This window comes from Halodesulfovibrio spirochaetisodalis, from assembly GCF_001672295.1.
GTDB classification, from domain to species: Bacteria; Desulfobacterota; Desulfovibrionia; order Desulfovibrionales; family Desulfovibrionaceae; genus Halodesulfovibrio; species Halodesulfovibrio spirochaetisodalis.
Genome location: NZ_JXMS01000023.1, coordinates 15,529 through 31,019, shown reverse-complemented (window position 1 = coordinate 31,019; position 15,491 = coordinate 15,529). Strand labels below are relative to the sequence as shown.

9 protein-coding genes and 2 pseudogenes are annotated in these 15,491 nt (G+C 40.9%); 8 read left to right on the top strand and 3 right to left on the bottom strand.

Annotated features, from left to right (window positions below; genetic code table 11):
- Window positions 1-4: 4 nt before the first annotated feature.
- On the bottom strand, window positions 5-250 hold the full coding sequence (locus tag SP90_RS16965) for an ion channel (RefSeq protein WP_082936428.1): 246 nt from the start codon (window positions 248-250) through the stop codon (window positions 5-7).
- Window positions 251-895: 645 nt separating this feature from the next.
- Between SP90_RS16965 and SP90_RS12200 the strand changes: the two genes are divergently transcribed.
- From SP90_RS12200 to SP90_RS12185, 5 genes and pseudogenes are all read left to right on the top strand, one after another.
- On the top strand, window positions 896-4,420 hold the full coding sequence (locus tag SP90_RS12200) for an AAA domain-containing protein (protein ID WP_066856618.1): 3,525 nt from the start codon (window positions 896-898) through the stop codon (window positions 4,418-4,420).
- A 68-nt stretch (window positions 4,421-4,488) separates the two neighbouring features.
- Window positions 4,489-6,600 (top strand): AAA family ATPase, encoded by a 2,112-nt coding sequence (locus SP90_RS12195; RefSeq protein WP_066856616.1) that lies wholly within the window; start codon window positions 4,489-4,491, stop codon window positions 6,598-6,600.
- Window positions 6,590-7,816 carry an McrC family protein gene (locus tag SP90_RS12190; protein WP_066856613.1) on the top strand — a complete coding sequence of 409 codons (1,227 nt, stop codon included), beginning with the start codon at window positions 6,590-6,592 and terminating at the stop codon, window positions 7,814-7,816. Before SP90_RS12195 ends, SP90_RS12190 begins: the two co-directional genes overlap by 11 nt.
- Window positions 7,817-7,885: 69 nt before the next feature.
- A pseudogene (locus SP90_RS16510) lies at window positions 7,886-8,035 on the top strand (integrase core domain-containing protein); the annotation flags it as partial.
- Between the two features lie 133 nt (window positions 8,036-8,168).
- Window positions 8,169-9,260, top strand: a complete 1,092-nt coding sequence (locus SP90_RS12185) for a pentapeptide repeat-containing protein (RefSeq protein WP_066856610.1) — start codon at window positions 8,169-8,171, stop codon at window positions 9,258-9,260.
- Between the two features lie 108 nt (window positions 9,261-9,368).
- Here SP90_RS12185 and SP90_RS12180 read toward each other — a convergent pair.
- Together SP90_RS12180 and SP90_RS12170 are read right to left on the bottom strand one after the other, a co-directional pair.
- Window positions 9,369-10,456: pseudogene (locus tag SP90_RS12180) on the bottom strand (IS3 family transposase).
- Window positions 10,457-10,615: 159 nt separating this feature from the next.
- Window positions 10,616-11,431: a tetratricopeptide repeat protein gene (locus tag SP90_RS12170; protein WP_066856604.1), complete on the bottom strand. Its 816-nt coding sequence runs from the start codon at window positions 11,429-11,431 to the stop codon at window positions 10,616-10,618.
- 90 nt (window positions 11,432-11,521) lie between these two features.
- Here SP90_RS12170 and SP90_RS12165 point away from each other — a divergent pair, with 90 nt between their 5' ends.
- From SP90_RS12165 to SP90_RS12155, 3 genes are all read left to right on the top strand, one after another.
- Window positions 11,522-12,640: a hypothetical protein gene (locus SP90_RS12165; protein ID WP_066856601.1), complete on the top strand. Its 1,119-nt coding sequence runs from the start codon at window positions 11,522-11,524 to the stop codon at window positions 12,638-12,640.
- 256 nt (window positions 12,641-12,896) lie between these two features.
- Window positions 12,897-14,636 (top strand): reverse transcriptase domain-containing protein, encoded by a 1,740-nt coding sequence (locus SP90_RS12160; protein WP_082936426.1) that lies wholly within the window; start codon window positions 12,897-12,899, stop codon window positions 14,634-14,636.
- Window positions 14,637-14,663: 27 nt separating this feature from the next.
- Window positions 14,664-15,458 (top strand): TIR domain-containing protein, encoded by a 795-nt coding sequence (locus SP90_RS12155; RefSeq protein ID WP_066856595.1) that lies wholly within the window; start codon window positions 14,664-14,666, stop codon window positions 15,456-15,458.
- Window positions 15,459-15,491 lie beyond the last annotated feature (33 nt).

Genomic DNA, 15,491 nt, shown 5'->3' with positions numbered 1-15,491 from the left:
CTCTCTATGAAATCAGACAGCCAGCATACGTCATATACACAGCTAAACTGAATACAATCAGAACAATACCTGCAATTACTTCATCCATTAAACGAATCTTGGGAAATGAAGAGATAGGAATAATCTCACCATATCCAAGAGCCGTTATTTTCACCAGACTATAATAAAAAGAATCTAGAACTCCAAGAACAGATTTAGACTCGTGCCAAGCATCTGTCGAAAGTATTGAATACAACACTGCAAAATTCATTATTAACTAAGAAAAACTAAGTAATGCAAAATCAACACGAGCCGTTAACCCTATCTCATTTCTTGGTGTCTTAATGTTTCCGAATCTATCTGGTAGATTATCAAATGCATCCCGCAAAAATGTCAATGTAATCTCATTGCATCAATATAGCCGGACATAACAAAATAAAATTGGCCATAAATTCCAATAGCGCTGTTCCTCCAGTTGAGACCCAAGCACCTGCCAGAATGCTTTTACAGGAAACTGTATTGGGTTATGCCAAACCGTTTGTAAAATAAGTAATAATAATGAGTTAAACCAAAAAAACTACCCACATTTAAAACTAATAGTACTTTTATTATCGTCTACACACCCCTGAGCAAAACATCGTTATTGCAAAAACTTTCAACATGTTAAGAAGATCTTACCCATACTAAGCTCCTTGCGATTTGCCTAATAACCTCGATAATCTTTTGTAATAAATTTCAAAATAACTATATCGCTCAGCAATTACACTTTTTTATCTTTAGGATTAAGTGCACTCCTCTCCCCGTTCATCGCAATTCAGCAAATAACGACTCACAATATTGTAGCTTTTCATAAATTAGATTTTCCGATATTTTCGCCACTCACGTCACAATCTAATTATCGAAAGGTACTTTTCTCATGCAGCCGACACTCGAGCAGATTACCCGTTACTTTCGCACGTCCCTTGACGAAGAGCTTATTTCCTTTGGTTCATATCAAGACAGCCGCGCAGTCCTGTTAAATGGAGAAGAACTACAGCAGGGCAAGGTTACTTCAAAAGAGATACTGCGCTTAGCTCCGAAAGAATATAAGCACCTTAAAAATTTTCAAATTGTCATTGCGCCTATGTGCTTCCAGAGGCTCGCTACCCAAAAGGGAACTGCGATTTCTCCGGAAAAAATTATTCCTCTCATGGCACCCTGCTCATTCAACAAAGAGTCACAACGACTTTCCGCCATTAAAGATCAGTACCCATGGTTCAATCGTGAAAACTTACGTCCTCTTGTAAACAAAGAGGCATTTACTCTAGGTAATTTAGATGATGCTCGCGCCATCCTTGCCGAAGACCGGCAAGAATTCCATGCTCTTGGTTGGGCTGCCTATTTTAATTATCTGATAGAAGCTATTCAAAAACTATGTCCTGTCGACGATGAAGGTTTAATCACGCTTAATGGAGTGCAGTACATTGCTTCCCATAAGCCGGTTGCATTCCGATATGAAAGCAACAACTTCATCACATTGCAAATACGAAAAGCTTACGACAGGCTTATCGAAAAGAATACACCAGCTCTGTATGGAAAACTTGTTTCAGGCACAGAGGAAGTTAGAGAGACACTTCAGATAGAAGATGAAGCAGCAAATGCGTCTTCTTTTCATACTGCTCAAATGAGTAATAGCTTTGGGCTAGGCGCTTCCCAACGTCAAACCATGCATCATTACTTTGCTTGTGATGAAGATGAAATTCTTGCGGTCAATGGCCCTCCTGGAACAGGAAAAACTACTCTACTCCAAAGTGCCATTGCTTCAGAATGGGTCAATGCCATTATCGATAGTCCATGTGGCGAAACAATTCCTCCTATCATCGTTGCGACATCATCTAATAATCAGGCAGTAACAAACGTTATTCGAGATTTCGCGACTGTTCTTAAACCTGAAAGCTCCAACATCCTCGAACGTCGTTGGCTTCCTGGTAAAATAGATAGCCTAGGTACGTATTACCTCTCTTCATCAAAAGCCGGCCAGACCAGTGACTACCTTACGGCCTGTCATGAATGGAATGGCTCATATAGTGCTCTTGAAGGTTTCTTTTCTAAATTGGAATCAGAGAAATATACATCAGAGGCTTATCACGCGATTCTTAAGAGCTATGAAGAATTCACAGGTAATCAGTGTAACTCCAGCTCTCGTCTCGAAAACCTAAGAGCTATCCAAAGCGATTTGCGAGACCAAATCATCTCTCTAAAGGATGCTGTAGGCACTGATGTATCCAATTGGATGGCTGGGTATGTTGCGGTACAAGAAAGTGAAGAACTAGCCACTGCTCTTGCAAATTTTGAATCGAATGTAACTGCGTGTGAAGCAATTCAGAAGGATTCGCTTACAGAATATAGAGAGCATGAAAAAAGGCATTCTGAACATAAACAAGTTGTCCAACATGCCTTAGCGGCAAGCAAGAATGAACCGTTCTGGTTCGGCTTAGCGAAATTCTTACCGTTTCTCAAAAGTAAACGTAAAGCATACGCCACTGAGTTCATGCTCCGACATGACTTAGACATCACCTCTACTCCCAAGGACATTGCAAGCATCTGCGATCGGTTGATGGCTAAACTCACAAGTCTTTCGAACGCTAAAAAGGCTGCTCAACAGACTTTAGATGCTGCCAACAACAAGCTGCAGAAAATAACGGCGCAGCATATCCAAAATAAACAGCGCTTAACCGAGTTGAGCAATATCATCAAAAAAACACATGCCTGTTTTGATAAAATTGTTTTGTCACAAGAGTTTGCAAAGGATGACTTATACACCCTTCTCTCCCATGCTGACACAAACAACCGGTATACAATCTTCTTACTTGCTATTCATTATTACGAAGCACTTTGGCTAGAGCAAACAATTACTGACTTTGAAAGCACGCAAGCTCCTAAACTGAGTGCAACAGAACAGCTGCGCCGTATTTCAATGCTCACACCTTGCATCGTTTCTACCTTGTTTATGACACCGAAGCTTATGTCGCAGAGTGGAAAGCCAATTTTTAGAGGCATTGATCTTCTCATTTTCGATGAAGCCGGCCAGGCTTCTATCGACAAAGCAGCCATAGTTTTCGCGTTGGCCAAAAAAGCTTTGGTAGTTGGTGATGTGCATCAAATTGAACCTGTTGTTTCTCTTTCTGAAGATGCTGACCTTGGTAACATTGAACGCTTTGGACTAATTGCTAATGAGGAAACACTCGACCATCTCACCATATCTAAAAGTAATGCAATGTTACTCGCACAACGGGCAACCCCGTTTCAGTTAACTATTAATGACACTCCAGCCAAAGAAAGAGGCATGCACCTTCTAGAGCACCGTCGCTGTCCGAAAACTGTCATCAATTACTGCAAAGAATTAACATACCCGAATTTAGAAGTACTTACTCAAGAGCGCCCTGCTGACTCTTTTTTGTATCCTCAATTAGGTTACGCGAACATTCCATCTTTCAGTGAAAAGCGAAATGGGAGTCGCTACAATACATATGAAGCAGCAAACATCGCACAGTGGCTTGCAGATAACCGGCAGAAGATTCTCACTCATTACGGTGCTTCAAATCTCGCAGAGATTATTGCCATCGTAACTCCATTTAAGCTTCAGTCATCTGAGATAAAGCAACAGCTCAAGAGCAAACTGCCAGAGGCTGACGCACGAGCTATCGTCGTAGGCACTGTTCACAAAATGCAAGGCGCAGAAAAGAAGATTATCCTCCTCTCTCCTGTTTACGGATTGGACGATAATGCCCTTTCATTTGTTGATCGGAAGCTTAACATGCTCAATGTTGCAGTTTCACGCGCCAAAGACTCGTTTATTGTTTTCGGGAACATGGAACTATTCAACCCGGAGTCATCTAAGCCTTCAGGCATACTTGCCAAGCACCTCTGCTTCGAATCCGGACAAAATGCACTGAAAGATTTCAAGTTAATTGAACGTAATCTGTCAGCAGCTATTGAACACCTCAGCTCACTTGATGATCACCGGCGAGTTTTAAAGCAATGCTTCGAGCAAGCTCGCGAAGAACTGACCATCGTGTCGCCATATATCACGCACAATGCTCTTCAGGCAGATATGATCTGCGAAGCAATAGCCAATACAAAATCTCGTGGCGTTCCAGTTAAAATTTATACCGACATCAAATGCATTCAGCAGGTGAACAACTACAATCAGCAAGCTGTCGCACAGATAACTGAGGCATTAAAAGCAAGTGGCGCTACCATCGTATTCACTTCCAGACTGCATAACAAAACCATCAAGGTGGATAACCACACTGTTGTGGAAGGCTCTTTCAACTGGCTTTCGGCCAATAGGGGGCAGTATGCAAACCTTGAACACTCCATTTTGTACCGGGGAAAAGAAATTCGAGAGTTCATTCAGAAGATTGAGGCGAGTCTATCCATGCTCAAGGCACAGCGATAATTAGTTCTCTTTCTCTAGCTCCATTCTTATGCTTTCTCATCATCCAAATTCAAGCAAAGGACTCGCCCATGACTACTCATACAGATAAACAAAAACTCTGGAACGACTTCCTCACCCGTTGGACTCAAGAAAATGTAGAAAAGATGGAATACCACGAGTATTCCAGTAAAGGCTCACACGATACTTTCTGCTATTGGCTAGAATTCAAAACACAAAAGCTCGGTAACATCTCTGGCTCAACAGCTTTTAAATTTGGTGTGTACTCTCGCTCTAAAGATGCAGAAATATCGAAACGAACTCACTTAATGTATTCAGAAACTGACGCATGGCAAAAACGCTTTGGTATAAGCGCAGAAGACGCCTTCTTGAATGTAAAAAGACTCATCCTAGAAATTATAAAACATGCGCAAAAAGGCAATCTAGAAGCTATCCAAAAGAGTCAGCTCAGCTCGATGGTGAAATGGAAAATTGCTTTTTTATACCAGAATCAGGACTCCCTCTGCATCAGCAACATTTTTACTCCTGCTGCTCTTCAACTGTACACTGGCGAAAAAAGTAGCGAAATGTTCAAACTAAACAAAAAGCTTTTTGAATCGTTAACAGAGCCTTCCATCTCCAATCTTTTTGAACTTGGCGATAAAATTCTGGAATATGCTGCAAAGCATAAAGAAGAAATTTCTGAAACGGGCTACTTACTACCACAATCAAAAAACATCATTCTCTATGGCCCTCCAGGTACCGGTAAAACCCATGCATTGATTAATGGAACTGTTGAAGGATTGGAATTCGTTGCGGACCTTCCGGACTCTCAAGTACGTTCTGTGACTTTCCACCCTTCTTATGGATATGAAGATTTCGTTGAGGGCATTCAACCTGTATTAACTGAGGATGAAGAAAATGCAGAAAGCACCAATATCCAGTATGTAATGCGGAACGGAGTATTTAGAGAGATCGTCCATCAAGCAGAACTAGATAACATTCGCGATCAAGCAGAGATAAAGGACGAATTGGACACCTCCACTGCAAATGTGTGGAAGATGTCTCTCGGCAACACCGCCACAGAGGAAGGAACCACTATTTTTAAACATTGTATCAAAAGCAATGAGGTACTCCTCGGCTTTGTCAATAAAGACATCTCTGAACACATCGCAACAGCCTCATCATTTACAGATTACCTCTATGAACAAAACTACAAAAGTTCAGTCGTCTCTATGATGAGACAATTCATATTTGATATGAAAGTTGGTGACTTAATATTTGTCACAAAAGGTAATAAAGGCGGGATCAGAGCAATAGGTCAATTAACAGGCGAATACAAATTTATACCGGAACATTCATTCCATCACCGCTACCGTCACGCTCGTTCTATCAAATGGATTTGGCACAACAACGACAATCCCATTAAAGCAACAACACTGCTTACGAAAAGTGTATCCCAGCGTACTATTTACAGTCTCAATGGAAGGTTAAATGAAGAAGAACTGGAACGGCTTTTCAGTAAAAAACAAGAGAATGAGCAGGCAGTTACAAAAAATTATGTATTAAAAATTGATGAAATTAATCGCGGTAATGTCTCTAAAATCTTCGGTGAACTGATCACACTTATTGAAGAGGACAAGCGCGAATACCCGATACAACTTGCTTCAGGCGCTACATTTAGCGTTCCAGAAAACTTATTCATTATTGGAACCATGAACACAGCTGATCGCTCTTTAACTCACTTGGACACAGCGCTACGTCGTCGATTCCATTTTATTGAAATGATGCCACAGCCGACACTCTTAGAAAACACGATCATCAGCGGTATTGATCTGACTGAACTCCTGACATCCATGAACCAAAGAATGGAAGCACTTCTCGACCGTGAGCACACAATTGGGCATGGCTATTTCATGCAAAATGCAAAAGTCATTTCAACAACTGAAGAACTTCAACACGTCATTATGAATAAGGTTCTTCCACAGCTTCAGGAATACTTCTTTGATGACTACGCTCAAATTCAAATGATTCTTGGTAAGGAGATCGTTAGGGATTTTACCTTAGCCGTGCCTAGTTCATTTCCAATTAAGACGACATACAGAATTGACCAACTAGGGAGCGATAAATTTATTGAAGCCCTCAAGAAGGAATACCCAGAGGCGAAGACTAAAACAGAAGAGCTGCAAGAACGTGCCAGCTAGTAACCCACTTACTCTGTTTGAAAGTACGCCGTTTGATAACGGCGTGCTTTCTCATCAAGCAATTCAAGAGCTGCAGGGGCTAGAAACGCAAACGATTTTCGTGAAAGGTAATACGGAACACATTGATGATAAAGATAAGTACGTTTTTTCATCATTTGGAAGTAAGAAGACCGTTTGTTGGCGATATGTGGGCGTAATTCGGACATCCGATGGCAGTGTCATCGAGATTTTGCCTAAAATATACCGTGATCATGATGAGAAGAAAGATGACGCTCGAACACTGCTCTGTCGAATGCTTGAGCGCTCTGGTCTGCTGACATACCGGACAGCAAAGTCGGCGTTACTTGCTACAGGCGGTCACACACTGCTTGAGGTTTTTATCCACGCATTTCTTATCGAAGTGCAAAGACTATCAGTGCATGGTCTTCAAAACGACTACATTAAACATGAAGAGAACCGTCGCAACAAAAAAGGTAGAATTAACTTTACACAACAAGTTAGAGCGAACGCTGCTGCAGCACATAAACTGTGTTGCACATATGACGACTATTGCCCGAACTGTATCGAGAATGCGCTGCTCTGTTCGGCACTCTGGAAAATAACCCGCATTGCAGCTTCGCTAACGAATAAACGATTAGCTAAACAATTGCTTGTGCTCTTTGATGGAGTTTCAACAATTCCAAACGTAGAAAAACGCCATTTCGACCAATGCAGAACAGGCCGACTGATGAAGCGTTATGAGGCTGCGCTGTATTTCGCCCGCTTTATATTGCTAGTTCCACCGACCTTACAATGCGGAGCACAAAACTCTGTCGCGATCCTCTTCGATATGGCAACAGTTTTTGAAAAAACCGTTGAAAAAACATTGCAGCAATCAGAACAACTCACAAACTTCAAAGCCCAAAAAAGCATTTCATGGTTTTCTGGGCTAAAGTCTCCGAGACCTGATTATCAGTTTGAAACAACAGAAAAAATTGTCGCTGACGCAAAATGGAAGTTTCTGGAATCCAGTAAGCTATCAAAACACGATGAATATCAAATATTTTCATACATGCAGGCTACGAAATCAAAACAAGGAATTATCTTGTATCCGTCAATCTCTCAGCACCCCACAGTGTGGTCATTTAATTCGAAAATTGAAGGGTGTGGTGGAACAATTTCGTTGGTTCCTTTTTGCCTTGCAGAGCTTTCGGTTAATTATTTCATTTGGGAATAAAAAACAGTAGGTTAAGAATAATGAGTGAATCTATACCTGATATTTTTATAAGCGCGGTCATAACGTAAGCCGCATCATATTCAGGTAGATAATGGTGGCGAATTCATTTCCAAGGTACTCGACAAGTGGGTCTATGAAAGTAATATAACACTGGACTTCTCAAGACCGAGAAAACCTACTGACAATCCGTTTATTGAGTCTTTTAACGGAAGGTTACGATGAAAATTCTTTATATTCTAACATTAGCAACGTTCATGCAATAGGCGTAGTTGGGTCAAAAAGAAATATGTGGAAAAAATGTTACTTCCATGTACGCAACTTAACGCAATTAGACAAATTAAAGCAGCTAATTATGATGAGAACCCCACGAATAAATAGAGATGCACTTACCATTATAACCCCTGACGAAATCTCTGAAAAATTACGGAATCATTACTATCGTGAAAATTGGGATGAAAAAAGCAACACAGATATAAATATTGCTGAAGCTCTCTACTTAAGTGAAAAACTTATTAATGAAGAATTTATGCTTGAAAACTTTGATGAGTTTTCAAACTTTGTACCTCCTGTACACTTTAATAGTTGTGTTTTTTCAGAACAAACACTTTTTTCTGACGATATTTTCCTCGATATCTCATTTTCAAATTGTATTTTCGAAAATGATGTTACGTTCCAAGATGCCAAAATTAAATCTAGTTTCTTTTATTGTATTACTTTTTGCAAAAGCGTCTCTTTTGACTCGGTCAGTTTTAGCAACAATGCCAGCTTCTCCAATGTCAACTTTCAATCAGGTAGCTTTAAGGGATCTAGCTTCCACAAGCAAATAAACTTCGAAGAATGTAACATTCAAACCTCATTAGACCTTACAAACCTAACTCTTGAAAATAATATGCTTACACTACAAAGCATGCCCCTTTCAAAGATTCAGTTGGGAACTGCCGAAATAGCCAAGCTTACTTTAAACAACTGCCACTGGCCCAAGCTTGAAACAATAAAGCAAGATGGAATTGTTACTGAACAGATCGCCCGTGATTGGAAAGCCAAGTCCCTTGCCCTTTCCGATATGGGAGGAATGTCTCTTTGGCACTGTTGCGAAAAATATTTCACACTCAAAAGAGTCAAAGCAGAAAAAGACTATTTCCTTCTCGCAACGCTACATTGCTACCGGTTCATAAGCCATTATGGAGAATCACCCGGCAGAGCCTTTTCCATCTTAGCAGCCGTCACAATAGCTTTTCCGCTTTTATTCGGACTGATGATAACTCCGCCTGCTGCCACCACAACAGCTGACATTTCACTTGGATTTATTCCGTACTGGGGGAATGTGGCCAACCTTACCAACCTATCTCTTCCCATCAAAGTATTCCAACAGGTCTGGAAAGGGATCATATGGGCTCAGCTAGCCTTCTTCGGGATGGCGTTGCGCAATAAGGTACGAAGATAAAGATCTTTAGTACTCCATACCCAATATATCTTTAAGACTGTTACTTTTCTAAATAAAGGAGAGGTAATCGTAAGCTTCCCATTTTTAATAGCCGTAAAAAGTAGATTACTAGGCAGCAAGTTGTAGTTTCTGAATCGGGGTAATCCCGCCGATTCCCATATTGGGACGTTCGTTGTTGTAAGACCACAACCATGCGGTAGCGAAATCTTGTACTTGCTCGATTGAACGGAACAAGTGTTGGTTCAACCAATCATAACGAACAGTTCGATTATACCGTTCAATGTAAGCGTTCTGCTGTGGTTTTCCCGGTTGAATATATTCTAAACGAATACAATTCTGTTCTGCCCAGCATTGCAGCTTGCCACTTATGTACTCTGGTCCGTTGTCACAACGAATAGACTGAGGCTTACCACGCCATTCTATTACTTGATTTAATGAGCGAATAACACGTTCCGCAGGCAGTGAAAAATCTATTTCTATTCCAAGCCCTTCACGATTGAAATCATCAATCACATTCAGTAGCCGGAAGCTTCTTCCATCAGCGAGCTGATCATACATGAAGTCCATCGACCAACTTTGATTTGGAGCATCTGGAACAACTAACGGATCTGGTGTGGCCCTTTTCAATCTTCTTTTGGGCTTGATTCGCAAGTTAAGTTCCAATTCCTTGTAAATACGGTAAACTCGCTTATGATTCCATGCGAAGCCCTGCACGTTACGCATGTATAGAAAGCAAAGCCCGAATCCCCAGTTCTTTTTCATACAGGTAAGCCTTATGAGCCACTTGGCAATTAGGTCATTTTCTTCTGACAACTTGGGCTGATATCTATAACAAGATTGGCTAATCCCAAAGGCCGTACAAGCTTGTCTGATATTCAGTTTATGACTAGCTACAAATTCTCTGGCCATCTCTCGACGGCAGGATGGCCGTTTTACTTTTTTTCAAGCACCTCACGCAACACATCAGCCATCATTTGCGACTCTGCATACATTTTCTTTAAACGAGCATTTTCCCGTTCAAGCTCTTTTAATCGAGCCATCATAGAAGCATCCATGCCACCATACTTGGCGCGCCACTAGTAAAATGTCGCATTACTCATACCATGCTCTCTGCAAAGATCAGGAATAGGGGTGCCGTTAGCAGCCTGCTTCAAAATGTTCATAATCTGGCTGTCGGTGAAGCGTGACTTTTTCATGTAGAATCTCCTTTGGTTGCCCTAGCGGATTATTCTACTTTTGAGGACTATTATTTTGAGGGGGGATTACCACAGGACTTCTTACTTTATTAGAATAAGATTAACGTAGTAATAAACAAAGCTCTTCAAAACTTCCGTAGAGCTTTGTCAATATCCATTTTATAACAGGCTCCACTGAGCTTTTGCTTTGTCCTGTGCCAAGTACACCTGTTCCAAATCTAACGCCAATTCAAGTTCATCAAGTTTATCCGAGTAGCTAGGAACTTCTTTTGCCTTTAAAATTGCACACCACATGTACGCCTCAATTAACGAATCTGGATCTCCTAGCTGTTCATAACAGTTAAATACAAACTCTATCACCTGGCTGCCCCCACGTACAAAAGGCAAACTCAACTCAATAGCTTTCTTAACGTCTTGATTAACAATTTTTCCTTCAGCGTAGTGTTCTGCTAACACCAACTGAGCTTGACGCGACCCCTCTGCTATTGCTTCTTCTAGAAGAGTTACGGCCTTTGCATAATTTCTCGGCACCCCTTCACCAAGGGTATAACAGTTTGCGAGAAAGACTCTTGCGTCTTCACATGACTGGCTAAACACACCAGTCAGAGCATTGCCGAGAAATTTAACACATCCACCAACAAAATCCCCAAGCCCTCTAGCAAGGTCATTATTCATTTCTTGAAACAACAAAGCCTTTTCAGCAGTCTTTACCGCCCGTCTCTTATCTTGGTTACACCCAACGCCATCGTAATAGCATTTTGCAACCAGCATACTAGCTCTACTACTTTTCTTTGCAGCTAATTTTGCCCACTTAAAACCTTCTTCATATCTTTCAGGGTGTTCCTCATCAAAAAGCAACAGGCGCGCTAATTCATATTGAGAGTTAACATCCCCATCTTCTGCCTTTCTTAACAGCTCCTCTTCGTATGAAAAGCCATGTTCCTCTTCGTTCATATCAACAGCTTCATTACTCATTGCAGCTCCTCCTACTTTTCACCGTAAAAACACCTATTGCTAAAACAAAACCCAAGATTTACAGACGTTATGTAAACCTTGGGGGTAATAATGAAAAGTAACAAATGGCTGCCAATTGCAGTAACCTTTTGCATCCTTGCACTGGGCATTCCTGCGGGGCTCATCACAATTTATCACTACGCTAACCCACAGCCCTTCGTATCGCCCTCATTTCCATGGGGTGAATATGGTTCATTATATGCTGGCATCTTCACTTTAGCAGCTGCGGCTCTATCCCTTGCAACACTGATCTATCTGGTATCATTTAACCGAGAGATGCAAAAAGAGAATAGAGACTTCATTGAACAGCAATCACAGTTGATGCGTGAGCAATTAAAACTCTCTCAATTAGAAAGCTATATTAACCACAAAAAACTCTTCTCTGAACTCCTCGATGACATCGAGCGTTCTTCAAAGAAAAAGTTCTACTTCGCAAACAGAAGCAGACTTTATAGCCTGTTATTCCCCAATAACAATTCTGAACAAGTAACGACCTCATATACTCTGGAGAAAGTCACTCCAGACACTGAAACAATTAAAAAGCTCCTGTCTCAATTTGATAAGTTAGGAAACGACATCAAAAACATACTTGGTGATAAAAAAGACTCCGAGACTCATATCACGAATACAATAGATCTCTCGTACAACCTTGAAATGCGCTACCAACAAGGCGAAAGCATGATTGGTGATGTATTCTGGGACGGTGCATATTCTGGAATCAATATATTTTCCTTAGAAGAATCGATTATAGACATTGAATCGGTTTTAAACGAGTTGCTAGAGTTTACTGGTAATGCCTTTAAAACGAAATACTCGCACAAAGTTGAAGGTGACTGGTTAACCGACAAGCTACTTGAAAGGTTTAAAACGCAAGAAGCTGGCTATGTCATCCAAATACACGACCCTCATCAACGCGCGCAATTTGTCTCTCAAATCAAAAAAAATGCACAGAACCTTATCAAGCATTCAAATTACGAAAGTGTTTATCGTCACGCACGCGATATTCTTTTTACGAAGCACAAGGCCCAGCAATTAAAAACAAGCATGCGCTGCAGATCATTAGGTGACGACTTTTATGGTATAATTAATGGATTTGTTCCAGAAGATGGTACAGATGGACGCTCAAGTGCAAACATTCTACATCATATACACAAGCTTAAATCGTCATAAGGAGTGAAAAAGCCTCGGACCTCAGAGGCTTTTTCAGGCAGAATCTATATTCAAAAACGGCCCCACCTATTGACACAATCAACAGATCTTCATTAAAAGCTAACCACTTGCGCAAAAGGACGATTTTCGCTGTTGTTCCTGCAGCGGTGCAGGCAAGGTTTCCACCTTGCTGCTAACAGTTTCTCTATGTTCTCTGTAACCCTTGGGGTAACCTGCGTGTTCGCACATGACAGGTCCTTTTGCGTAAGTATTTATTATGAAAAATAAAACAACACTCCCAACTCCGACTAAAGAGTTATTGCAAGCATCATCCAACAAGGATCTTGCCAGGCTACTAGGATTTCGCACAAGTAGCTTATGCTACATCTTATATAAGCTCCCCTCACGACCTTATAAAAAATTCGGAATCCCTAAAAAAAGTAAAGGGGTGCGAATTATTTGCGCCCCACGTAAGCCAATAACAACCCTGCAAGAAAAAGTTTACCATCTACTTCTTCCACTTTACCGTCCTAAAAAATCCGCCTCTGCTTTCATTAAAAATCGCTCTATTGTTTTTGGAGCCGACAAGCATTCAAGAAAAAGACATCTTGTTACATTTGATCTAAAAGACTTTTTCGACTCTATACACTTTGGTCGTGTGCAGGGCTTACTTATGGCTACCCCCTTCAACATACACCCTGATGTAGCTCAATCTCTTGCTAATATCATTTGCTATGAAGACAAACTACCTCAAGGCGGCATTACATCGCCTCTAATCTCTAACATGATCTGTTGGAAGCTAGATACACAATTAACAGAACTGGCTGTCAACACAGGCTGTACCTACACAAGGTATGCTGACGACATTAGTATCTCCACATGGAAAAAAGAACTTCCTCCTGAAATAGGAACCCTTTCAAAATACGACATCACTCTTTCTGAAGAAGTTCAGAAAATTGTCAATGACAACGGTTTTGAAGTGAACCCGAGCAAAACACGCTATACGCATCCCAGTACCCGTATGGAGGTAACTGGACTTACAGTTAATCGCCGCCCAAATATTCAACGCAAAAAAATTCGAAACCTTCGAGCATTACTTCATGACTGGGATATCAACGGCTATGTTGAAGCGGAGCAAAGATATCGTGACAAAAGCAGCAATCCTCCCCGCGAAGAAGCGACTCTTGAAGAAATTGTGTGTGGAAAACTTGCATTCCTAAAAATGGTAAGAGGTGAAAATGACCCTGTATATCGGAAGCTCAAACGAAAACACCTAATTTTAAGCACAGGGTCTATTCCAACCGGCTTATTAGACGCTGTACCTACACTCAATGCAGATTCAAATTATCTTTTTGGTGAGGGGCAAACCGACTGGAAACATCTATATGCAGCATTTCGCTACTTTCGGAACCAAGGTCTATATAACGGGTTGAATCTAGTTATTTCTCCTCCACCAGCAGTTTGGGAAGGCGGCTTTAGTAATCTAAAAATGATGGTTGAACGTTATAAACTTCTTCACAATACAAACTCCAAACTCTTTTTTCTATTTGATACTGACGAACAACAGGCTGTGAAATATGCAAGAGGGAGAAAAGACAATTCTAACTTATACCATCATCAAGGAAGCAACGTTTATACGTTACTACTAAGTCACACTCCAAACTTATGCATTGAGCACTTATATCCAGAAGAAGAGTTAAAAAGAGCAAACAGCGCAGGACGTAGACTCTATCTCAGCAATGAGTTCACGGAACAAGGTGTATTAAAAGATAATTCATCAATTACTTATTGTTCTGAAAAAAAACCTTTTGATAAACGCTGGGTTCATAAAAAGCATATTTTAGACGCTGATGTAATCAAGACAATAAATGGAAAAAAGAAAAATATAGCCTGCTCTAAAAAAGACTTTTCGTCACAAGTACTGGCAAGACCGGACACGGAATTAGTATTTACTTTTGATGAATTTAAGCCAATTTTTGATGCCATAGAAAAAGCCCTTGCTGCTTATAAAGCATAAAGCTGTCTCATACCAATTGGAGCTCCCATGAAAAAACCTAGACTATTTATTGGCTCTTCCGTTGAGAGTCTACCTATTGCACGCGCTACTGGCCATAACCTCGAATATGACGCTGAAGTTACACTTTGGGATTCTGGGATATTTAAACTAAGTAGCAACGCTCTTGACGACCTTACAACTACAGCTAAACATGTAGACTTTGCAGTATTCATATTTACCCCTGAGGACATTACTAACATTCGTTCTGCAGAGCATCACACCGTAAGGGATAATGTCATATTTGAGTTGGGTCTTTTTATTGGAAGCATTGGTAAAGAACGTTGCTTTACCGTTTCCCCCCGGGGAGTTGAACTTCACCTGCCTAGTGATCTCGCAGGTCTCACCAACGCAACTTATCAAGCAAATCGGAATGACGGAAATCTTACCTCAGCACTTAGCTATGCCTGTAATCAAATCCGAACCGAATTAGAAAGCAAAGGTCCTTTAACAACACTTAACCAACCACTCCCCCAAAAGGTCGACTTAAATAATGTCTCATCTGACCTCTCTTCAAGTGACTTTTCTCTGCTCCGCTTACTTCTTGAAAGCTACAACGAATCTCCTACAGGAAGTTCTTACTACACGTTAACCAGTAAGCTTAACGAGCTAACTATCCTACCTACAGAAGCAAATCTGACCCTCATAAAGCTTGAACGAATGGGCCTTATTGAACGCTACATAGAAGACGATTACCACGGAAACACCTACAACTGTTTTAACCTAACTGGTTTTGGCGTTGATATTTGTTTAAAACACCAAACTCGAATGGCGTCACCGTTCTAGGCCATCCCATAAAAGCTAGCAAAAACTCTTTAT

Bases quoted from the DNA above. Each gene is read 5' to 3' on its own strand.
- SP90_RS16965 (WP_082936428.1), bottom strand. From the start codon at position 250: ATGAATTTTGCAGTGTTGTATTCAATACTTTCGACAGATGCTTGGCAC.
- SP90_RS12200 (WP_066856618.1), top strand. From the start codon at position 896: ATGCAGCCGACACTCGAGCAGATTACCCGTTACTTTCGCACGTCCCTT.
- SP90_RS12195 (WP_066856616.1), top strand. From the start codon at position 4,489: ATGACTACTCATACAGATAAACAAAAACTCTGGAACGACTTCCTCACC.
- SP90_RS12185 (WP_066856610.1), top strand. From the start codon at position 8,169: ATGATGAGAACCCCACGAATAAATAGAGATGCACTTACCATTATAACC.
- SP90_RS12170 (WP_066856604.1), bottom strand. From the start codon at position 11,431: ATGAGTAATGAAGCTGTTGATATGAACGAAGAGGAACATGGCTTTTCA.
- SP90_RS12165 (WP_066856601.1), top strand. From the start codon at position 11,522: ATGAAAAGTAACAAATGGCTGCCAATTGCAGTAACCTTTTGCATCCTT.
- SP90_RS12160 (WP_082936426.1), top strand. From the start codon at position 12,897: ATGAAAAATAAAACAACACTCCCAACTCCGACTAAAGAGTTATTGCAA.
- SP90_RS12155 (WP_066856595.1), top strand. From the start codon at position 14,664: ATGAAAAAACCTAGACTATTTATTGGCTCTTCCGTTGAGAGTCTACCT.